Raw genomic sequence first — 23,192 nt, 5'->3', positions numbered from 1 at the left:
GCAATCCTTCCTTCCGTATGTTCCGGTAATATGTACCTTTAGTATAACTAGAAAGTATGTTCTTGTCTATAGATTTTTAATAGAACCTACGTTCGCATCAGGGTGAAGCCATTCACTCCAGGTTGTGGAGAAGTTGGAACTCTTATTCTGCTGAACATAGCGGTAGAATTTCTGAATCATCAGGGCCCGTTCCAACGTATATGGATCTTGCCAAGAGTCGTTTGAATCTGCATCATCGCCGTCTGTATTTGGTGTGTTAGCGGAGGATAAGTCAGTATTGGTGCGGTAAGGTGGCAATAAATCTTCATCAGGAACCAACTGAATGCCGCCGATCATATACTGACGATCCAAAATATCTTTTAGCGGAACTTGTGGATTATTTAATATATCATACAAGGTCATGAAGGTGGTAGTGCGGCCGTGACCGGCTTCGCAGTGGAAATGAATCCACGCATTGGAAGGAAGTTTTTTATAAAAAGCAATGAACTGGTCGATGTTTTCAGCACTGGGCCAAATGTGGTCGGTCGCGGTGATGCGCATGTAGTGCAGACCTAGTTCACGAGCTACCTGTTCTTCAGTTTGTACTTTGTTGACTACCATGGACTCCTGTTTTACAGGGCCTTTTTTACCGGACTTGGCGCCTGCAGGACGGGCAATTTCAGCCGTTTCAATCGTCGTTCCCGGCAATGTTTTAGTCAATTGACGCTCATTCTGTAAAATGGAAGTTCTACTTTCACCTACATTGCCCCAATCGCGGTCGCCGTAGAGACTGACAGGCATATCGTTTACATATAAGTGCGTTTCCTGTCGTAAATCCACTACGTAAATAGGACCGGATGCCTTAGTTTTTAATACTTGAGCCAATTCCTTGTATTGTTCCATCGTAGGCTGTGCGCTGCCTGACATTTGCAGTGTATTTAAACCGTCCCGGTCAGGCAATGACTCCGATGTACGGTTTGGTACATCTTTAAAATAACTTTGCGATGTACGGAACGCAGTAGGCAATGTGGCCTTTTGGTTATGAGCGGTTACATCACGGCGCCAAACATAGGCTTTATACGGATTAGGCAACCGTTTATCTGAATAGAGCGCATTCGGATCCACGGCTTTTGCTGATAACATTTGACCTTCCGAAGAGATTCTGGCACGTTCTACCCGTTCTTCCTCTTTAGTAATCTGAGTGGGCAATTTTAAATTAGGCACTGCATTGGCAGGGAGCATGCTTTCATTAGCAAGGGCGGAACTGCATAGAGCGGTTCCCAATATAGTCATCAAGGCGGCACGGCGCCACGTATTACGAGTTGTAGGCTTCATAGAAACCTCCTTTCACAGGCAGTTATAATATAGTTACCGTATACATTATTACAAACGTTAAAATTCATAGATAATAGTTATAGTTCATATAATAAGACTATATAAATACTATACCGTAAAATTTTAAAATAAGTATAAAAATTTGGACCTAAAATATAAACTATTTTAAAACCATGACATGGTTATACGCCCCTTGTATGGATAGATAATGAAAAAGGGAGAAGTATTAAAAGGGCGAATAAATAGAAGGGATACAGAGAGGATACAGAGAGGATACAGAGAGGATATAGAGAGGATACAGAGAGAATACAGAGAGGATATAGAGGGAAATGAATATGTGGGATAAATAGTAAAACCCGCAAGATTTACTTGCGGGATACTGTTACGGGACTTATAATCCCGTGTGTTGTGTGTTGTGTGTTGTGTGTTGTGTGTTGTGTGTTGTGTGTTGTGTGTTGTGTGTTGTGTGTTGTGTGTTGTGTGTTGTGTGTTGTGTGTTGTGTGGGAGTTTACTATTTAGTTAGAACTAAAAATCGTAATTAGGAGTTTCATTGTCCTGTGGAGTGTAAGGACGTTGTTCTGTGGAATGATGCTTACCATTCTTTGGGTGTTCACGATCCATTCGGGAATCTTCTTGCGGTGGCATCATAGGACCGTAACCATTTCGTTCTTCGGAATGACGTTTATGGTGTTTGTCACCTTTGTGGTGCTCACCATTCATATGGTTACCTTGAGGTGGCATCATAGGGCCATAGCCGTTTTCTTCGGAATACCCTTTATGATGTTTACCGTTCTTATGATGTTCACCGTTCATGCGAGGGCCGTCAGGAGGAGGCATCATATGACCGCCTTGTTGACCGTTCATGCGAGGGCCGTCAGGAGGAGGCATCATGTGACCGCCTTGTTGACCGTCCATACGAGGGCCGTCAGGAGGAGGCATCATGTGACCGCCTTGTTGACCGTCCATGCGAGGGCCGCCTTGAGGAGGCATCATGCGTTCACCTTGTTGACCGTCCATACGAGGGCCGTCAGGAGGAGGCATCATGCGTTCACCTTGTTGACCGTCCATACGAGGGCCGTCAGGAGGAGGCATCATGCGTTCGCCTTGTTGACCATCCATGCGAGGACCGCCTTGAGGAGGCATCATGTGAGCACCTTGTTGACCATCCATGCGAGGATCGCCTTGAGGAGGCATCATGCGTTCACCTTGTTGACCATCCATACGAAGGCCGCCTTGAGGAGGCATCATGCGTTCACCTTGCTGACCGTCCATGCGAGGACCGCCTTGCTGAGGCATGTTGGCTTCGCTATTATTTCTACCATGTGGACGTCTTTCGTTGCCATTATTTCCTTAAGCTTGTTGATCACGGTCGTTTCTCATATGTTCAGGGCGTTCACGCATCTGTTCTTGAGAGCCGTTTGTCTGTGGAGCAGTGCTTAGGAAAATGGCCGCATTGGCTTGTCCCTGGCTGTGAGCTCTTTGTCGTTGGCTTACTAAGTAATCGTAGTAAGTAAATTGTTGTTGGTCTTTATTTACTTGTCCTACTTGTGTATTTTCTGCTTGAGTGGTTTGTGTGGCTTGCATAGCTACCGGTACCGCCGTTGTTGATGTTGCGTCGGCCGCAAATGCGGAGCCCCAAATAACACCGCCGAATAGACTGAGCATTAACAGTCTTTTTAGATTTTTGTGGGTGCGGTGGTTCATAATAACACTCCTTTGCTTAAATAATCTTGTTTAGAATCGTGTATATTCACTTTGAATTGTTATGGTTTTCATACTTTACGAAATTATATAGCAATAAACAGCATATAAGCAGGTGGCCTTAGTATTGATGCTCCGGTTCACCGGATAGAATCCTTTTATTTGCCTTTGCGCGCAAAGTTGTTGCTGTCCCAGTCACCATATGTTGGTAATATAGTGTTCCTATGTGAACAGCACCTGTAATGCTGCATCGTTTTGCTATATGTATAGCTTACTGGGGAAAAATGAACCTCATGTGTGTAAACTCTGAAAGGTGAGTGAAGTTTCCTCATGATTGTTCACGATATATTCACCATAAGATGAACATAAAGTGATAAATAATGAAACGCTTGCTATCACTGACGTTTTAGGGCTATTAGTTCCTTTTAATATGCAAAAATGAAGAGAAAACTCGAAAATTCGAAGGTCGAAATAGCCTACTATTTATATTCGCAGCAAGGTGGAGCAATTGATTGAGGAATAAAAAACACCTTTCAGAGTCATCGGCGAAAGATGAACTTTGAAAGGTGTTGTATTTTGTTTTGAGTTAGCACCTAGATTCGTGAGGTACCTTAGCATGATATGGACTGTTAAAGACATTAATCAAACATTGTAGGTCGTTCAGGATTTTCATACGCATCAAAGCACATCAAGATTTGCTCGCGCGTACATTTTTCAACGGCTAAGTTTTCCGGCAGTTCGTTTCTGCTGAAAAAAGCGATTTCCGTAGTTTCGATATTTTCTTCAAAATGCCCGCTTTCGAATTTGCAGATAACGAAGGCTTTAAGGACGCCATAGATCAAGTTGGTCACATTATGTTGGCGCCAATCCTGCACGGCAACGAGTCGTTCAGCTTTTACATCGAGGCCCGCTTCCTCTTTGACTTCCTTTTCCGTATTGGTGGCGATGGTCTGATCCACATCACACCAACCGCCGGGGAGGGTCCATTTCCCGGATGTTTCGCGAACGAGAAGAACCTTGCCATTTACGAAAACAACGCCACGCGTATCAACCTTTGGCGTTTGGTAGCCCACTTCATTACAAAAGATGTCGTAAACCTTGTTGACCGGAATATCTGTTTTCAATGCCACCATTTCAGCGGCAATGTCGCGTAATTCCTGATAACGTTGCAAGTCATACTTATCTTTGCCGTACTCAAGCCCCGCTTGCGCTATACTTTGAATGCGAATTGCAAAATCAAGCCATTTATCGTTCATTTGTAGTACCCCGCATATAAAAAATAACCACTGACAATATCCCTATTTGAGGTCATTATATCACATGGGGAAAATCTTTTCCGCAGTAAGTAGGGCAGGTAGTATATAATAACTTGTCTACATAAAAGTATATATACATATAAGAAAGCCCCCAACCACAATGGTTGAGGGCTATTTTGGATTACTTGGCGGAGAAGGAGGGATTTGAACCCTCGCACCGTTTCCGGTCTGCCGCATTTCGAGTGCGGTCCCTTCAGCCTCTTGGGTACTTCTCCTTATTTTTTGCTGTTTTTACGTCGTTCTTTGAAAAAGTCTTTCATAATCTGTGAGCATTCGTCAGCGAGAACGCCACTTAAAATCTCCGGTTCGTGATTGAGTCCCGGATGAGTAAGAACATTAAACAAAGACTCGACGGCACCGCCTTTATAGTCGCTGCTGCCATAGACAACACGGTCAATCCGGCTGTTAATAATGGCACCGGCGCACATCGGACATGGCTCTATAGTAACATAAAGCGTGCAACCGGTCAACCGCCAACGCTCAAGGAGCTGACAGGCTTCGCGAATGACGAGAACCTCTGCATGAGCGGTCGCATCATGGTCACATTCACGGCGATTGTGATGACGGGAAATGATTTGGCCGTCGTGTACGAGCACGGCGCCGATTGGGATTTCTCCCATGTCATATGCCTTGCGGGCCTCTTTCAGCGCTTCCGCCATAAATTCCTTATCAGTCATTGTGTCACCTGCTTCCTGTTAATTACTTTCAATTAATATTTTGTCCAGTAGTTATTATTTAACTTATGTTTTGCTTAGTAGTTATTATTTGTAGTATATGTTATTTCCGTGCAACGTTTATTATACCATGGAATTTTACGAAGGCCTATTTGTTGCAATAAGTTAAATCGTTTATACTATATATAGAAGATTATCGTTATAATGCCAAACGTATGTAATAGTATCAATAGAATACAAACAGCATGTAATAGTGTCGTTATAATACAAAAAGCATGTAATCGCCGCATCAGGCTTTATATAAAAGTAAAAATAGTAATTAGCGTAAAGGAGGAATTCCATGTCAGTAGGAAATCGTGTGTTTTTGAAAAGACCAATGGTAAGTGATGCGTTGTTAGAAGAGTTTAAGCAGATTCCGACAGCCAATATTGCAGATTCTATGGGGCGTCTCAGTGCGCTGCATCCTCGTATTGAATTAAAATCAGCACCGACACAGCCGATTACGGTGGGCCGTGCGTTAACGGTGAAAGCCCGCAGCGGCGATAATCTTATGATTCACAAAGCGTTGAACATGGCCGGGGAAGGCGATGTGATTGTTATTGCGAATGATGGCGGCGATGATTACCGTTCCCTTATGGGGGAAATCATGTTCTGCTACGCTATTTTCAAGAAAGTGGCCGGCATTGTGCTGGATGGACCGATTCGTGACAGTGAAGCGGCGAAACAGATGAATTTACCGATTTATGCGACCGGCACGAATCCGGCAGGTCCATATAAAGATGGTACCGGTGAAATTAATACGCCGATTGCCTGTGGCGGTATTGCCGTAGATCCGGGCGATATTATCGTCATGGACCGCGACGGCGTGATTGTCATCCCACACCAAGATGCGGACGAAGTATTGGAAGGGGCTAAGAAGAAACAGGCCGTTGATGCAGAAAATGTTCATGCCGCACTGACCGGAACCGTTGACCGCCAGTGGGTGGAAGATGCTATTAAAGCGCAGGACACTGAAATTATCGATGGTTCGTACAATCGCGGATAATCTTGGTGAAGAAGTCTGAGAAAGTGCGTAAAAAGACAATTTAGAATAGATGTATATATAAAAGAAACAACGATTCCTATGAAATCGTTGTTTCTTTTGGCTTATAGCGTATTGTTAATACATTTATATTTTATATAGCCCTATTAAGCAGTTTGTCGCTTCATCGGACTCCACCAGCCGCGACGATAGGCTTTCAGCCCTTCAAGCACGACTTTGGTTGCTGCGGCGGCTAAGGATTTCGGTGCCGCCGGGATGCCCTCCAGGCGATAGGTAAGGCCCATTTCCTTATATTTTGACACGCCCATCACATGGTAGGGGAGGCAGTCGATATTTTCCAAATGTTTTAAAGAACCGAGGAAAAAGCCCAGACGATACCATTTGTCCGGATTGTCGGTTATGGTAGGGACGACTACGTGGCGAATCCAGATAGGCACGCCCATTTCATCGATAAAGCGGGCAAATTTAAAAATCTGCTTGTTGCTTTGACCGGTGAGGGCTATATGATCCGCTTCGTCGATTTCTTTAATGTCTAAAATGACGAGGCTCGTAACGGCCATAAGTTCTTTATACTCGTCCAATTGATCTTCTGTAAAGCAAATGCCGCTCGTATCAAGGCAAGTGTGAACGCCCCGTTCACGGAAGAAGCGGAAAAGCTCAATAATAAAGGGCAACTGCATTAGGGCTTCGCCGCCCGTTACGGTAAGGCCGCCATTTTTATAAAAGCTCAAATTGCGCTCGTAATGGTCCCACACTTCCTGTATAGTAATATTTTTCCCTTGCTGCCCGTCCCAAGTGTCGGGGTTGTGACAATAGGCACAACGGAGAGGACAGCCCTGCAAAAATAACACCATGCGCACGCCGGGGCCGTCTACGGTACCCATCGTTTCCAGTGAATGAATACGGCCGATCATAAAGGCCTCCTTTTCAAAAATATATAAAAAGACAACAGGCTCCTAGTATGAGGAGCCTGTTGTTGTATCGTTAACAAGCGCAGCTATGGACCTCATAGCTCAAGTTCAACATAGATTATGTGTACAAGTGTTATGTACAGTAAAGCCACACGATTTACCGAAGTCACAATCCGCAGGAGCGAACCATGGGGTAAAGCAGTTGGTGCACACATGATATATGAAGTGCCCAAGTCAGTGCGGCTCATAGCCGGCCCGCCAACAACTTGCCAATGTGCGAGGGATTTGTGAACATCGGCAAGGTACTACCGTTAAATGGTATGAGGCTATATATGCCTACATAATCGTAAGCGGCTAACTACCTGTTACAATTACATAAGGTAAAGAGACCAATTGTAATTGCACCGGTTAGTAAGTCTATTACATTTGTTCGTGGAAGGTACGGGAAATAACTTCGTCCTGTTGTTGTTTAGTTAATTTGCTGAAATGTACAGCATAACCGGATACACGAACTGTAAGTTGCGGATATTTTTCAGGATGTTTTTGTGCATCCAAAAGCATTTCGCGGTCGAATACATTTACGTTTAAATGATGGCCGCCTTTTTCAGAATAACCGTCCAATAATTGAACTAAATTGTCGACTTGTTGTTGGTTGCTCATGTTAGTTATCCTCCTTTTCGGAAACAGGTACATTAGGTTCACAGCATGCAAGGTTTTCATTGTTAACCGGCAAATCGGTCGGCATATTACTGTCTAAGATACTGTTTAAATCTAAATCCAAATCGCTCATGCGAATCATAGTTTCCCCGTTTTTACCTAATGCATCAGGAATGATGGAGAAGGTGTTGGAAATACCGTCGCTGCAGTCGCGCCAAGGCATTTTCGCTACGGAAGCCATGGAAGAAACGGCACCGTGAGTGTCGCGGCCATGCATCGGATTAGCGCCCGGTGCGAATGGAGTGCCCTGTTTACGGCCGTCCGGTGTAGAACCGGTAGCGTTGCCATATACTACGTTAGACGTAATGGTCAACAAGGACATGGTAGGGATACTCTCGCGGTACGTTGGGTGTTTGCGGATCTTGTTCATGAAGGCGGATACAACAGTAGCGGCCAAATCGTCAACGCGATCATCGTCGTTACCGTATTTAGGGAAGTCCCCTTCAATTTCAAAATCAACTGCAATACCGTTTTCGTCGCGAATCGGTTTAACTTTCGCATATTTAATAGCGGATAAGGAGTCGGCCACAACGGATAAGCCCGCAATACCGGTAGCGAACCAGCGTTTTACTTTGCGGTCGTGAAGGGCCATTTCCAATTTTTCATAAGCATATTTGTCGTGCATATAATGGATGATGTTGAGAGCGTTTACATATACGCCGGCCAACCATTCCATCATATCGTCGAAATGTTCCATAACTTCGTCGAAGTCAAGAATTTCGGACGTAATCGGACGATATTTAGGACCAACCTGTTTTTTCAGCTTTTCGTCAACGCCGCCGTTGATAGCGTAGAGAAGACATTTAGCCAAGTTACAACGGGCACCGAAGAACTGCATTTCTTTACCAATACGCATTGGAGATACGCAGCACGCAATCGCGTAGTCGTCGCCGCTGTTTGGACGCATCAATTCGTCGTTTTCGTACTGGATGGAGGACGTTTCGATGGAAAGTTTGGCGCAGAAGCGTTTGAAGCCTTCCGGTAAACGTGGAGACCAAAGTACGGTAAGGTTTGGTTCCGGAGCCGGACCAAGATTGGTCAACGTGTGGAGGTAACGGAATGCCATTTTAGAAACTAATGGACGACCGTCAGAGCCCATACCACCGATAGATTCGGTGGTCCATACAGGATCGCCGGTGAACAGATTGTTGTATTCCACGATGCGGGCGAAGCGAACCATGCGAAGTTTCATGATGAAATGGTCAACCATTTCCTGAATTTCAGATTCAGTGTAACGTCCGTTTTTCAAGTCACGTTCTGCGTAAATATCAAGGAATACGGTGTTGCGGCCGATAGACATGGCGGCACCGTTCTGTTCTTTAATGGCGCCCAGGTAACCGAAGTAGAGCCACTGAATGGCTTCTTTAGTATCTTCCGCCGGACGACTAATGTCGAAGCCGTAGGAAAGAGCCATTTCTTTTAACTCTTTTAAAGAACGGATCTGATCGCGTAATTCTTCGCGGTCGCGAATGATGGTAGCGGTCATATCACCCATGGTGATGTTGAATTCCTGTTCTTTTTCTTCAATTAAGCGGTCCACACCGTAGAGAGCTACGCGGCGATAGTCGCCGATGATGCGCCCGCGGCTGTAAGCGTCAGGCAAACCGGTAATGATGTGCGCCGAGCGGGCTGCACGCATTTCCGGCGTATATACATCGAATACACCGTCATTGTGGGTTTTGCGATGTTTCTTGAAGAAATCTTCCAGCTGTTCGTCCATTTCATAGCCGTATTCTTTTAAGGCCATTTTAGCCGTACGAAGACCGCCGTAAGGGAACATGGCGCGTTTTAAAGGTTTATCTGTCTGAAGACCGACGATTTGTTCCAAGTCTTTCATGATATAGCCCGGGCCATGGGAAGAAACAGAGGTGGCTACATGCGTATCTGCATCTAAAATGCCGCCTTTTTCTTTTTCTTCGTTATATAAACGTAATACTTCGTCCCAGAGCTTTAATGTGCGCTCTGTAGGACCTGCCAAGAATGAGTCGTCCCCAACATAGGGGTTATAGTTTCTTTGGATAAAGTCGCGTACATCGATGGCTTTATCCCATACACCTGTAATGAAGCCGTTCCATGCATTGTTTTGCATATTGGCACCTCCACTAAGGATAATAAAAATATAGAATGTACCCTAAGTGTATACTGAAACCTTGCATATTACAATACGCGTAATGATACTTATTTTCTATTGATGATATGCTAAAAGTAAAATGACTGTAAAGATAAAAATGTCGGAATGGAGTAGAAGTAGGTATAAAGAAGGTTTGTTGAGTATTGTTTGTAAAATTTAAAACGGAGCCTAAAAAAGTAGTAGACATAACAAATGAAATTTGTTATCATTAAAGCACAATAAATATTGAAATTATTCAATATAGATGATAAACGTAAAACATTACATTTAAGTAAATAGTTACAATATTTGAGCATAAATTTTTAATTACAGGTCCCGAAAGGGAGAAGGAGGCACATTATGGCTTACACATTACCGGAATTACCTTATGCTTATGACGCTTTAGAACCGCATATCGATGCAGAAACAATGCATTTTCATCATGATAAACACCACAATACTTACGTTGTGAATTTAAACGCAGCGATCGAAAAACATCCTGAATTGGGTGATAAAGATGTGGAAACTTTAATCACGGACTTGAACGCCGTGCCGGAAGATATTCGCACAGCCGTACGCAACAATGGCGGCGGTCATGCAAACCATACATTCTTCTGGAATATTTTAGCTCCTAACGCAGGCGGAGCACCTACCGGCGCAATCGCAGCGGCTATTGATGAAGCTTTCGGCAGCTTTGACAACTTCAAAGCTGAATTCGGTAAAGCTGCTACAGGTCGTTTCGGTTCCGGCTGGGCATGGCTTGTTGTAAATGGCGGCAAACTTGAAATTTTATCTACCGCTAACCAGGATTCTCCGTTAAGCGACGGCAAAACTCCGGTTCTCGGTCTTGATGTGTGGGAACATGCGTACTACTTGAAATACAAGAACGCTCGTCCTGACTACATCGCAGCATTCTGGAACTTAGTTAACTGGGACCAGGTAAATGCACACTACAACGGCGCTGTAAAATAAGCCGTTTAACGACGTTGAAATACGGTCAATCTAATTGGCCGTATGACATAAAAACACAATACACTTAGTACATGAGGAGATATTCCCGGCAACGGGGTATCTCCTTTTGTGCATGTATTCGTATGAGGAAGAGTTATATATAACATACGGAGAAGATACAGCAATTCAGCGAATAAACTCAGATTGGTGCGGACAAATGAACTGATAAATGGTATCATATACATGTAAATGAATTTATTCGATATAATAGAGTGCAATTGAAGTTATAACAGAATCTATAAAAGGTTATAATTTTATAATGGAAATAAAGTATTATAAGTAACGTGCTATAAGTTGCGTACGATGAGTAAGGCTCTATTAGTTTTATATAATAAGTAATGTGTTAGAGTAGAGGATTATATATGGATCAGGAAAAGCAGTTACGCATATTAAGTATTAACCCTTATGGACTGGCTCAAATTGACAATCCTACGGAAGAAATGAAGTTAACCGCCTTGCGCAAAAACGGCATGGTTTTACAATTTATTAAGGATCCGACACCGGAGATGGTGGATATTGCGCTGACCAATGCGCCACGCGCTATTCAGTATTTGAACAATCCGTCCCACGAAATTTTGGAGATGGTCGTTTCAAAAGCTTGGAATAATTTATCCCTCATTGATAATCCTGACGAATCGCTCATTCGCATTGCCTTGGAGCAGTCCGGCTGGGCCATTCAATATGTTAAAAATCCATCGGAAGAGTTTCAGCTTATGGCGGTAAAGTCCAATTACGACGCCATTAAGTTTTTATCGAATCCGTCGGAAGAAGTGCAGTTGGCCGCAGTGGCTCAGAACTATCAGGCCCTCAGCTATATTAAAAATCCGACACCTGCCGCTATTGATTTGGCAGTAACGCTGGATCCGCAGGCCGTACGCCTCTTGAGTGATGTTACGGTGGATCAGGCTTTGCATTTCCTTGGCATCAGCAGCTTGATTACAAAATACTTGCCGCCGGATTACATGATCCCCAATATTTATTTGGAAGAACGGTTGAAGGAAATTGTAAGCCGTGAAGATATTAGTGAACAGTATGTGCGTGACTTGGTGAACTGTACGTACATCGGCAAACACAACAAGGGCTTTGAAGTCGATGTGGTGGGTATTATCGATAAATTCGGCAGTCAGAAGGCACGACGTATTACCGTGGACGAACTGTTGAAGTTTTAGTATAAGATTGAGCGTTAACGTATAACTGTATCTTGGATTATAATTACATTTTAAGGATATTAAAATAAGACTGTATTAATTACTAGATAGGAAAAAGATAATGAACTTTGTAGAAACAATGAAAAGTGTGGAATTAGTATTAGAGGCCGGCCAGGTACCTTTGTTGGTTGGTGAAACAGGGATTGGTAAAACGTCCTTGGCTCACCGTTTGGCTGTGAAGAACGGCTGGTCTTTGGTTACGATTGATGGTAACTTGTTGAAAGAAGGGGAAATCGGCGGTTTGCCAACGGTGGACAGCTTCACGCGCCGTTTGGAAGACGGCTCCACAGTGACTGAAAAGGTGACTGTCTACGCAATCCACTATAAATTAAAGCAGATTGCAGATAAAATGGCGGCCGGTCATCAGGTTGTACTGTTCATCGACGAAATTAACCGCTGTGAACATGCAGTGCAGCAGGAATTAATGAACCTCATTTTGAACCGTGAAATCAACGGCTTCGTGTTGGGCTCCAAGGTACATATTGTAGCGGCCATGAACCCGACTAACAGCTATGACTATCAGACGGTTGAGATGGACGTGGCACAGCAGAACCGTTTCGTGTGGCTCCACATGGAACCGGACTACATGCAGTGGCTCGACTGGGCGGCGGAAGCGCATTTGGAACCGATGGTTATGGAATTCATCAGTACCTATCCGGAATATTTACATAAGATGAATGACGATGATATTTACGCCACACCACGTAGTTATGAACGTGTGTCCGCTTTATATGCTATGTATAAACGCAATCCGGAAGCAGTGGGTAAAGACGTATTCTTCAACGTTATTCGCGGTAATGTGGGCAAAGTCATTGCCCGCGAATTTATCAGCTTTGTAGAGGCGGATCATGCACCGCTCATCAGCTTCGACGATGTATTTAAGGGCGATGTGCTCAGTGATTCTGTAAAAGAACGCTTGGGCAAGGAAAGCCACACTCGTCTATATTTAACGGCGAAAAACTTGATGCGCGTTATTGAACTGCGTGCCAACCAGCTTTTCGTAGATACTAAGGCCGCTCAAAGCGTGGTAACACGCTTCATGGAATTCATGGCAAACTATCCGGAAGATTTGCAGATGGCCGTTATGAAGGACGTGCGTAATAACTTCCCACGTTTCTATGAGCAGGCCATTGAAAATGATAACTTTGTAAATGCATTTTTTGATTTACAGCGGAGTCTATAATGAAGGAAAACAAGATTGAAGCTACCCGCTTGGAGTTGTTGGACCTGACGAAAAAACTGGTAGCGGCTTGGAAAATTGAACGGGATGCGAAGCAGCGTGAGCAGGAAATCAAGGATAATGCGTACACGAACTCTTTAGGTTACGCCATTACTGAAGCGGCCGCTTTAGCTGCGGGTAATCGCGACCTGAAGGCCGGTACGGCGGAATTCGTGGTTGACGGGGACTATGAAAAACGCTTTTTCAAGCTTGTGTCCCAGCTGAACCTGCTTTTGTTGGAAGAAGATTCCTTTTACGGTTATTTCTTCCTGCAAGTAGGGCAGGAACTGCGATTCTCCATGACCAGTGCTACAGGGATCAACTTCAAAGGTAGCGGTTATGTAATGTATTTTAATCCTATTATCTTCTTGGATATGACGGCGGAGCAGATGATGAGCTCCATTAAGCATGAGATTCTCCATGTCATTTCCTTGCACTTGGTCCGCGCGAAACGCTTGTATAAACGGTACTCTCCATTGGCCATTAACTTGGCCATGGATATAGTGGTAAATAACTATATCAGTCCATTGCCGCCGGATGCGATCGATGTAAACTGGTTGAATAAGCATTTCGGCACTCGCGTAGTAGCGTTCAAACCATTGGAATACTATGTGGACGAAATTCAGGCCCACATCGATGTGGCCCGCGAAACAGAAGGAGCTACGGAGCTGGGAGATACAACGAGTGATGAAGCTATGAGCTCCATCGTGGCGGAAACGTTTAACGCCGCCCGCAGTCATGACATTTGGTCCGAATCGGACAATGTGGACGGTGATTCACAACAGCAGTTGACGAACAAGATGGTGGAAAGCTCTGAAAAAGGGGATATAGCCGGGTATTTGACAGGGCTATTAAGTGATTTTAAAAAGCATCAGACCACCATGTCCTGGTCGATTTATTTGAAGCGTTTAATCGGCTCTATCAGTGCAGGCTATCGCAAGACTACGACGCGTCGCAGTCGCCGACAGCCGGAGCGTTTGGAGTTGCGTGGGGAATTGCGCCGCCGCCGGGCCAACATTGTAGTCGCCTTGGACTGCAGCGGCAGTATCTCCGACAGTGCGTTCCGACAGGCGATGCTGGAAGTGCTGGAAATTACGAGAAACTATGACTTTGAAATTACCGTTGTAGAGTGTGACAGCGTCATTCGCCGTACCTATACGGTGAAAAAGTTAAAAGACGTAAAACCGCGTGTACAGGCTCGCGGCAGTACGCTCTTTTCGCCGGTCATCGACTTCGCCAACACGGAGCAGGCCGATTTGCTCGTCTACTTTACGGACGGCAAAGGGGAGAAGAAGCTGGATCCGATTCCAAAACACTATAAAATCCTTTGGGTTCTCGTGGGCGCTGAAGCACAGCTGTCCGTTGAAAATCCGTGGGGCCTGGTAAAACAGGTGGGCTTCATCGAAGAGGAAGAAGACGTTATGGTGGACGACGAACGCGTGGACGGATACTCTATGAATAACCAGGAAGGTTTCTCTATGGCCAACCAGGAGAAGACCTGGTAGTTTGTAAAGAGATTGTAAGATTGTTTACAGAAATGTAATAGATACAAAGAAAATAAGTAATATAGATATATATTAGATGTAAGGGTGTAATAGAAGGCTGTGTAGCGACAAAATTGTCTCTGCACAGCCTTCTTTTGGTATGGAGAACGCAAAGCGGATCAATGGTAAGGCTCTTTGGTATAGGGACCGCATAAGTCCGGCTAGCATAGAAAAGGGGCTTTTTTTGAAAATATAGTTTTATTACGTATGTAGAATTAAGCTCTTAACTGCAAGGTTACAGTCAGGTGGAGATACTATCGTTGTAGGGGAAGGTATTATAATAGTATATATAATAGACAATCGGAGAGACTTCTTTTTAGCGGGGAATGACAATAACTAAATACGATAAAGTTCATCAAAAGATATTCTGTTGTGAAGATGGATTTGATTTGTCTTATAGACTACATTGAAACCTGTGTAGGCAAAGTGGATCAAATTGATTTTTATAGAGGAATATCTTTTTTGGTTATAAAAGGAATGTAAAAACTTTGTAATATGCATTTGAGTAATATATAAGTTTCGATATACACATACCATACCTAAAACTGCTCCGAAATACATATGTTTATATGTTATAGATACTATATATCTAACGCATGCTCACAGTATATAATTAGGACAGTTAACAAGTACAGTGATAGAGAGAAAGCCTTAGATACAGAGTTGACCCGCAGTACAAAGGCTTACGATGCTGTACACGGAGATATAATAAGTATTAGTATGGAGGCTATGAAAATGGACACTCAAGGACAGAACAAAGGGAACACCACTCAGGGCTGCGGCTTCATGGATGTGGCGTGCAACGTAAAACGTAAAACATGGGTTCGTTGGGCGATCGTATGGCTGTTGTTTATCATCACAGCAATCAACTATGCTGACCGCGCGACAATTTCAATTGCAGGTACAGCAATTGCAGCAGAATTAGGATTTAGTAATGTTGACTTAGGTTATGTATTCTCCGCTTGGGGCTGGGCTTACGTAATCTGCCAATTACCTGGCGGCTGGTTACTTGATCGCTACGGTACAAAACGTGTATATGCCTATAGCTTATTCTTCTGGTCATTATTTACCATGCTACAAGGCGCAGTAGTATTCTTACACGGTTTCGTAGCAATGGCTACATTGTTCGCAATGCGTTTCTTATTAGGGGTTGCGGAAGCTCCTTCCTTCCCTGGTAACAGCCGTATCGTTGCAGCTTGGTTCCCATCTCAGGAACGTGGTACTGCATCGGCTATCTTCAACGCAGCACAGTACTTCGCATCTGTAATCTTCGTACCAATGATGGGCTGGATAGTTCATACTTTCGGTTGGCATCATGTATTCACCGTTATGGGTGCTATCGGTCTCTTGTTCGTAGTTGTTTGGAGACATTACATTCATGATCCTGCAGAACATCCACATGTTAATGCGGAAGAACTTGAATACATCAAAGCCGGCGGCGGTTTAGTAAGTATCGACAGCGGCAAGAAAAAAGAAGAAAACTCCGGTCCAAAACTTGGATATATCAAACAATTATTCTCCAACCGTATGTGTGTTGGTGTGTATGTAGCACAATATTGTATCAACGCTTTAACATTCTTCTTCATTACCTGGTTCCCTGTATACTTGGTACAGGCTCGTGGTATGACAATCTTAAAAGCAGGTTTCGTTGCATCCTTACCTGCAATCTGCGGTTTCTTAGGCGGTATCCTCGGCGGCTTGTTCTCCGACTTCCTCTTACATCGCGGTTATTCCTTATCCGTAGCACGTAAAGTGCCAATCGTAGTAGGTATGTTATTGGCTATGTCCATGATTATCTGTAACTACACAGACAACGACATGGTTGTAGTAGCTTTGATGGCTCTTGCATTCTTCGGTAAAGCTTTCGGTGCTCTTGGTTGGGCTGTTAACTCCGATATCGCTCCAAAACAAATCGTTGGTTTGAGCGGCGGCGTTATGAACATGTGCGGTAACCTTTCCAGTATCGTTACTCCAATCGTTATCGGCTACATCGTAAACACTACCGGTTCTTTCGACATGGCATTGCTCTTCGTTGGTATCCACGCATTCGTAGCTCTTGCAAGTTACCTTGTTGTGGTTGGCGATATCCATCGTTTCGAAATCAAACCTCTTGAGGCTGAAGCTAAATAATATATGATATACTCATATTAAGTAGCATATTGTTGAATCGTATATAAAATAATGGCAGCTATTAAACAGCGTGTAGCTGTTTGACAGCTGCCATTTGTTTTTAAAAGTTTAGGAGGATTCCTATGAGAGAAGTAATTAAAGTTAATCCTAATGACAACGTGGCCATTGCCGTTGTTGAAACAGGCTTGCCAAAAGGCCATGTAGTGGAAGAAGTAAATGTTACGACTCAGTCCGAAGTTCCTTTCGGTCACAAAGTAGCCTTAACATTAATTCCAAAAGATGCACCGGTTATCCGTTACGGCGTAGCAATCGGTTATGCTAAAGAAGATTTACCGGCCGGCACATGGGTTAATGAAAAGAACATTTACATTAAACCAAGTGATGAAATGAACACTACTGTAGCTCACAAGAAGTTGGACTACCGTTTCGCCGATCGCGAAAAACCTGAAACCCGTTATTTCATGGGCTATCGCAATTCCGACGGTTCTGCCGGTACACGCAATTTATTAACACTGAATACTACCGTACAATGTGTTGAAGGTGTTGTTAACTACGCAGTAGACAAAATTCGTCGTGAATTATTACCTAAGTTCCCTAATGTGGATGATGTAGTGGCAGTTAACCATATTTATGGTTGCGGCGTTGCTATCGACGGTAAAGGTTCCGATATTCCTCAACGTACAATTCGCCACATCAGCGAAAATCCTAATATGATCGAAGGCCGTATGGTTATCGGCTTAGGTTGTGAAAAGTTCAACCCTGAACGCGCATTCCCTGATTATCCTCGCGACAATGTAATTATGTTGCAAGACTGCCACGGTTTCGCTGCTATGGTTGACACAATCATGAAACAGGCCGAAGTAGTACTTGGTCAATTAAACAAACGTAAGAGAGAACCAATCCCTGTAAGCGAATTGGTTGTAGGCATGCAGTGCGGCGGCAGTGATGCGTTCTCCGGTTTAACTGCTAACCCTTCTATGGGTTATGCCAGTGACCTTCTCGTATTACACGGCGCAAAAGTTATTTTCTCTGAAATGTCCGAAGTTCGTGATGCGGTTCACATTATGAAAGACCGTATGTTGAACGAAGATGTAGTGAAAAAACTTGATGAAGAAGTGGCTTGGTACGATGATTACTTGGCACAAGGCCAGGTTGACCGTTCCGCTAACACGTCCTTAGGTAACAAAGCCGGCGGTTTATCTACTATTGTAGAAAAATCTATGGGTTCCGTTGCTAAATCCGGTACTTCTGAAATCGTGGACGTTATTTCCGTAGGCGAAAAAATTCGCAAACCGGGCTTAACATTCGCAGCTACTCCTGCGAGCGACTTTGTTTGCGGTACTGAACAGTTGGCTTCCGGCATTACGGTACAACTTTTCTCCTCCGGACGTGGTACAACTTACAACTTGCCATACATTCCTGTATTGAAAGTAAGTACAAACCCTGTATTGTCCGCTAAATGGCATGACATTATCGATGTGGACTGCGGCCGTGTATTAACCGGTGAAGAAACTATCGAAACTATGGGCGAAGCTATTTTCGAATTCATCATTAAAATCGCCAGCGGCGAAGTGAAGACGAAATCGGATACTTATGGCATTTACAATGCATTGTCCGTATTCAATCCGGCTCCTATAACCTGATTGGCAGGTTAATTTGAAATAATTCTGAATTAATACGCTGATACTCTCAGCGTATTAATTTTAGATAATTTTGTATGTCAATGTATCGATCCTAAGTTAAATTATGCATACGCATATGAAAGGACACACATATGAGTAAGACACCAAAAGTAGTTGAGATGACTGTAATTCCTGTGGCCGGTTATGACAGCATGGCCATGACATTGAGTGGCGCCCATGCACCGCATTTCACACGTAACCTGATTATTTTAAAAGATGAATTGGGTCACATCGGTGTAGGGGAAACTCACGGCGGCGAAGACATTGCTAAAAGTCTTGAAAGCTGCAAACCATTAGTAGTGGGTCAGGAAATCGGCCGTTACCGTAGCGTTGTTGAGTCTATGCGTCGCGGTGCCTGGCAGGCCGGCGGCAATGACGGCGAAGGTTTGCAAGGACTGGACTTGAAAAACTTGAAGTTCGTTGTACGCTCCGAAGGGGCTGTGGAATGTGCCATGCTCGACCTCTTAGGTCAGTATATGGACCTTCCTGTTTGCGAACTTTTAGGCGATGGCAAACAGCGCGACAGCGTACCTGTATTAGGTTACCTGTTCTATGTATCAGATAAGAACAAAACAGATTTACCTTATTTGGATGAATCTGACAGCACTGATCCTTGGTTCCGCATGCGCCGTCAGGAAATGCTCACACCGGAAGCTATCGTGGCTCAGGCGAAAGCATTGCAGGATAAATACGGTTTCACCAACTTTAAACTAAAAGGCGGTGTTCTTGAAGGGAAAGAAGAAATCAAAGCCATCAAGGCATTGAAGAAAGCCTTCCCTGAAGCTCGCATCAACATTGACCCTAACGGGGCCTGGTCCTTGAAGGAAGCCATCGAATTGACTGAAGATTTACATGGCATCCTTACCTATGCGGAAGATCCATGCGGTCCTGAAAAAGGTTTTTCCAGCCGTGAAATTATGTGCGAATACAAAAATGCCACACAGCATCGCGTAGCAACTAACATGATTGCCACCGACTGGCGTCAATTCTATCATGCCGTATCCTTACGCGCTGTAGATATTGTATTGGCGGATCCTCATTTCTGGACGATGAACGGTTCCGTTCGCATTGCGCAAGTGTTGAACGATTGGGGCTTAACTTGGGGTTCTCACTCCAATAACCATTTCGACATTTCCTTGGCTATCTTCGCACAATGTGCGGCTGCGGCTCCCGGCAATATTACGCCAATCGATACGCACTGGATTTGGCAGGACGGTCAGGAACTTACGAAAGCACCTTACAAGATTGAAAACGGTTTCATCCAGATTCCGGACAAACCTGGTTTAGGCTTCGAAGTTGACATGGATAAAGTCATGAAAGCTAATGAATTGTATAAATCCATGAAGAGCCATGACCGCGATGACAGCATTGCGATGCAATACTTAATCAAAGATTGGAAATTTGATTCCAAGAAACCTTGCTTAGTACGCTAATTTATACGTAGGTTGTTATTAACATCTCATTGGTCAGTTAGAATTGAGATATTGGTCTCTGATTAGCTCGAAATTAGTTCTCTAATTCATAATTTATTCCTCATATCATAGGCTTTGACCGCTGAAAGAGGTTGTAATATGTTACGGAGAACATAGCAAGGATGACTGTAACACATTATAATATAACTATATTAGATTGTTAGACTTAGATAATCTTAAACACAAATATTAAGTTCTGTAAGAAGAAAGGGTGTTATTCAATGAAAGTCGGTTTTATCGGATTAGGCATCATGGGTAAACCAATGTGTGCCAACTTATTGAAAAAAGGTTATGACGTTGTAGTAAATACATTGAATGTAGAAACTATTAAAGAAATGGAAGCTCTTGGTGCTAAAGGCGCAGCTACTGCTAAAGAAGTAGGCGAACAAGTTGACGTTCTTATCACTATGGTTCCAAACTCCCCACAAGTTGACGAAGTATTGTTCGGCGAAAATGGTGCTGCTGAAGGTCTTAAAAAAGGCGCAACTGTAATCGACATGAGCTCCATCAACCCTGTAGAAAGCCAACGTTTTGCTAAACAATTAGCTGAACAAGGCGTAGAATTCATGGATGCTCCTGTATCCGGTGGCGAACCTGGCGCTATTGCCGGTACTATTTCCGTAATGGTTGGCGGCAAACAAGAAACTTTCGACAAATTCTATGATTTGTTAAAAGCTATGGCCGGTTCCGTAGTACGTGTTGGTGATGTTGGTGCCGGTAACGTAACTAAATTATCCAACCAGATCATCGTAGCAGTTAACATTGCCGCAGTAAGCGAAGCTTTCGTTCTTGCTAAAAACGCCAATGTTGATCCTGCATTAGTATTCGAAGCTATCAAAGGCGGCTTGGCAGGCAGCAATGTTATGAACGCTAAAGCTCCAATGATGCTTGATCGCAACTTCAACCCTGGTTTCCGTATCGACCTTCACATCAAAGACTTACAGAACGCTCTTGATGCAGCTCATTCCTTACACACTGCAGTTCCATTCTGTGCACAAGTTATGGAAATGATGCAAGCTGTTAAGAACGACGGTTTCGGTGACCGCGATCACTCCAAACTTCTTCATTACTTCGAAAAAATGAACAACACTACTTTGGACAAATAATCCGATTTGTTCTGTATCACGTAAATAATATTTAATCGTTAGAGTGTAAATAGTATTTGCAAAATTGTGTGCGAATGCGCAAGCATTTGTTATATGGCTGTATTCAGTCCAAACATGTATCCCTTTAGAAGTAAGCCCTCCGCCTCGGCGGGGGGCTTGCTTTTTTGTCTGTAACGATGAAAGCCATCTTCGGTTGCTGTAATGAAGAGGGACGTGTTAACATGATTAATTGGGGGAGTGATTACTTTTTGTTGCACGTAATTATGCTATAGAACTAGGGTAGAACGAAGATTTTAGTTTTAATCGGAGTTAATTAGATAATTTATTGTTACAGGTAACAGTCTTTGGTATACCAATCATCAGTTTTTTGTATTGGTGAATGTATCACCTAGGACATAGGAAGTATATAATAAAGTCATAGGTCAACTCGTAGTACTGTTGATGCACCGGTGACAACCTGTTAACTAAGTCACCGGGATGCGTCAACAATCGAAAGACTGCCGGAGGAGCAGTCTTAATACAACTTCATTCTTTAAGATGTACACGTAATTGTACAGAAGGGAAATAACTATGACTAAGATTGTAAAAATGGATGTATATCCTGTCGCAGGTTACGACAGCATGTTGTTAAACTTAAGTGGTGCTCATGGAGCATTTTTTACAAGAAATATCGTAGTACTTACATCTGATAAAGATGAAATCGGTGTTGGCGAAGTACCGGGCGGTAAAAAAATCACCGACACTTTGGAAGAAGCTAAAAAATTCGTAGTAGGCAGCACATTGGGCGAATACAAAAACGTATTGTCCCGCATTCAGCATGAATTCGCTGACCGCGATAAAGGCGGCCGCGGCTTGCAGACATTCGACCTTCGCACTACAGTACATGCTGTAACAGCTATCGAATCCTGCTACCTCGATTTATTGGGTAAAGAATTTAAAGTGCCTGTAGCTGCATTACTTGGCAATGGCCAACAACGTGAATATGTAACTATGCTTGGTTACTTGTTCTATGTAGGCAACAAAGATTTAACTGATATGCCTTATATCGACAACGACGACAACAGCGATGACTGGGGCCGTATTCGTCGTAAAGAAGCAGTTACTCCTGAAGCAGTTGTAGCACTTGCTAAAGCAGCTCAAAAACGCTACGGTTTCAAAGATTTCAAATTAAAAGGCGGCGTATTCTCCGGTGCAGAAGAAATGAAAGCTATCGTAGCGCTTCACGAAGAGTTCCCTGATGCACGCATTACGCTTGATCCTAACGGTGCATGGTCTTTAGAAGAAGCTGTTGAACTTTGTAAAGATAAACATGGTATCTTGGCATACTGCGAAGATCCATGCGGTGCTGAAAACGGTTTCTCCGGTCGTGAAATCATGGCTGAGTTCCGCCGTCGTACCGGCTTACCAACAGCAACTAACATGATTGCCACTGATTGGCGTCAAATGCAACACTCCGTAATTTTACAAAGTGTATCTATTCCTTTGGCTGACCCTCATTTCTGGACAATGTCCGGTTCTGTGCGCGTATCTCAAATGTGCCATGAATTCAACTTAACTTGGGGTTGCCATTCCAATAACCATTTCGACATTTCCTTGGCTATGGTTGCTAACGTAGCGGCTGCAGCGCCTGGTGAAATCACTGCTATCGACTCCCACTGGATCTGGCAGGATGGTCAGGACCTCACTAAGAACGCTCACAAAATCGTGGACGGCAAAATTCATGTAAAACCTACCGACATCGGTCTTGGTATCGAAGTTGATATGAAACGCGTTGAAGATGCTCACAGATTATATGTAGAAAACAACTGTGGCGCTCGCGACGATGCAAAAGGCATGCAGTACTACATTAAAGATTGGAAATTCGATCCTAAGAAACCTTGTATGGTTCGCTAATCCATAATTCATAGACGAACGAATATTCATAATCCGCAAGAATTGAATATATCCTCCTACGCAACCATGCATGATCTAAGGGAACCGTCAGACAAAGCTGCGGTGGTAAGTGTGCCTGGTTGCGGAAAGGATATTTGATGC

At 43.7% G+C, this 23,192-nt stretch carries 18 protein-coding genes and 1 tRNA gene; 10 read left to right on the top strand and 9 right to left on the bottom strand.

What is annotated here, in order from left to right; all coding sequences use genetic code 11:
- Positions 1-66: 66 nt before the first annotated feature.
- The 6 genes from KHZ77_RS07855 to tadA form a co-directional block, all read right to left on the bottom strand.
- Entirely contained in the window at positions 67-1,314 is a 1,248-nt protein-coding gene (locus tag KHZ77_RS07855) for a hypothetical protein (protein ID WP_295197578.1), read from the bottom strand.
- 526 nt (positions 1,315-1,840) lie between these two features.
- On the bottom strand, positions 1,841-2,611 hold the full coding sequence (locus KHZ77_RS07850; RefSeq protein WP_295197576.1) for a hypothetical protein: 771 nt from the start codon (positions 2,609-2,611) through the stop codon (positions 1,841-1,843).
- A 54-nt stretch (positions 2,612-2,665) separates the two neighbouring features.
- The gene (locus tag KHZ77_RS07845) at positions 2,666-3,019 is read right to left on the bottom strand and encodes a hypothetical protein (protein ID WP_295197574.1); all 354 of its coding nucleotides are present in this window, start codon (positions 3,017-3,019) and stop codon (positions 2,666-2,668) included.
- A gap of 635 nt (positions 3,020-3,654) precedes the next feature.
- On the bottom strand, positions 3,655-4,272 hold the full coding sequence (locus tag KHZ77_RS07840) for an NUDIX hydrolase (RefSeq protein WP_295197572.1): 618 nt from the start codon (positions 4,270-4,272) through the stop codon (positions 3,655-3,657).
- 186 nt (positions 4,273-4,458) lie between these two features.
- Positions 4,459-4,547: transfer RNA gene (locus KHZ77_RS07835), tRNA-Ser, on the bottom strand.
- Positions 4,548-5,009, bottom strand: a complete 462-nt coding sequence (gene tadA, locus KHZ77_RS07830) for a tRNA adenosine(34) deaminase TadA (protein WP_366664940.1) — start codon at positions 5,007-5,009, stop codon at positions 4,548-4,550.
- Between the two features lie 337 nt (positions 5,010-5,346).
- Here tadA and KHZ77_RS07825 point away from each other — a divergent pair, with 337 nt between their 5' ends.
- Positions 5,347-6,051, top strand: coding sequence for an RraA family protein (locus tag KHZ77_RS07825; protein WP_295197570.1), 705 nt, complete (start codon positions 5,347-5,349; stop codon positions 6,049-6,051).
- 143 nt (positions 6,052-6,194) lie between these two features.
- Here the strand turns inward: KHZ77_RS07825 and pflA are convergent, their stop codons facing one another.
- The 3 genes from pflA to pflB all read right to left on the bottom strand — a co-directional run bounded on the left by pflA (position 6,195) and on the right by pflB (position 9,765).
- Complete coding sequence (gene pflA, locus KHZ77_RS07820; protein ID WP_295197568.1) at positions 6,195-6,962, bottom strand: pyruvate formate-lyase-activating protein; 768 nt, start codon at positions 6,960-6,962, stop codon at positions 6,195-6,197.
- Positions 6,963-7,379: 417 nt separating this feature from the next.
- The gene (grcA3, locus tag KHZ77_RS07815) at positions 7,380-7,619 is read right to left on the bottom strand and encodes an autonomous glycyl radical cofactor GrcA3 (protein ID WP_295197566.1); all 240 of its coding nucleotides are present in this window, start codon (positions 7,617-7,619) and stop codon (positions 7,380-7,382) included.
- A 1-nt stretch (position 7,620) separates the two neighbouring features.
- On the bottom strand, positions 7,621-9,765 hold the full coding sequence (gene pflB / locus KHZ77_RS07810) for a formate C-acetyltransferase (RefSeq protein ID WP_295197563.1): 2,145 nt from the start codon (positions 9,763-9,765) through the stop codon (positions 7,621-7,623).
- Between the two features lie 381 nt (positions 9,766-10,146).
- Here pflB and KHZ77_RS07805 point away from each other — a divergent pair, with 381 nt between their 5' ends.
- From KHZ77_RS07805 to KHZ77_RS07765, 9 genes are all read left to right on the top strand, one after another.
- On the top strand, positions 10,147-10,758 hold the full coding sequence (locus tag KHZ77_RS07805) for a superoxide dismutase (protein ID WP_295197560.1): 612 nt from the start codon (positions 10,147-10,149) through the stop codon (positions 10,756-10,758).
- 401 nt (positions 10,759-11,159) lie between these two features.
- On the top strand, positions 11,160-11,966 hold the full coding sequence (locus KHZ77_RS07800; protein WP_295197557.1) for a DUF4116 domain-containing protein: 807 nt from the start codon (positions 11,160-11,162) through the stop codon (positions 11,964-11,966).
- Positions 11,967-12,066: 100 nt separating this feature from the next.
- Positions 12,067-13,188, top strand: a complete 1,122-nt coding sequence (locus KHZ77_RS07795; RefSeq protein ID WP_295197554.1) for an AAA family ATPase — start codon at positions 12,067-12,069, stop codon at positions 13,186-13,188.
- Positions 13,188-14,729 carry a VWA-like domain-containing protein gene (locus KHZ77_RS07790; protein WP_295197551.1) on the top strand — a complete coding sequence of 514 codons (1,542 nt, stop codon included), beginning with the start codon at positions 13,188-13,190 and terminating at the stop codon, positions 14,727-14,729. Before KHZ77_RS07795 ends, KHZ77_RS07790 begins: the two co-directional genes overlap by 1 nt.
- A gap of 774 nt (positions 14,730-15,503) precedes the next feature.
- On the top strand, positions 15,504-16,898 hold the full coding sequence (locus KHZ77_RS07785; RefSeq protein ID WP_295197548.1) for an MFS transporter: 1,395 nt from the start codon (positions 15,504-15,506) through the stop codon (positions 16,896-16,898).
- A gap of 122 nt (positions 16,899-17,020) precedes the next feature.
- A complete protein-coding gene (locus tag KHZ77_RS07780; protein WP_295197545.1) occupies positions 17,021-18,541 on the top strand; it encodes a UxaA family hydrolase in 1,521 nt (506 codons plus the stop codon).
- Between the two features lie 131 nt (positions 18,542-18,672).
- The gene (locus tag KHZ77_RS07775) at positions 18,673-20,013 is read left to right on the top strand and encodes an enolase C-terminal domain-like protein (RefSeq protein WP_295197542.1); all 1,341 of its coding nucleotides are present in this window, start codon (positions 18,673-18,675) and stop codon (positions 20,011-20,013) included.
- 209 nt (positions 20,014-20,222) lie between these two features.
- Positions 20,223-21,158: a 2-hydroxy-3-oxopropionate reductase gene (garR, locus tag KHZ77_RS07770; protein ID WP_366664943.1), complete on the top strand. Its 936-nt coding sequence runs from the start codon at positions 20,223-20,225 to the stop codon at positions 21,156-21,158.
- Positions 21,159-21,728: 570 nt separating this feature from the next.
- Entirely contained in the window at positions 21,729-23,051 is a 1,323-nt protein-coding gene (locus KHZ77_RS07765) for an enolase C-terminal domain-like protein (RefSeq protein WP_295197536.1), read from the top strand.
- Positions 23,052-23,192 lie beyond the last annotated feature (141 nt).

The organism is Veillonella sp., from assembly GCF_018364065.1.
Taxonomy (GTDB): Bacteria; Bacillota; Negativicutes; order Veillonellales; family Veillonellaceae; genus Veillonella_A.
The sequence above is the reverse complement of the archived record's forward strand: the minus strand, read 5'-3'. Positions and strand labels throughout refer to the sequence as shown.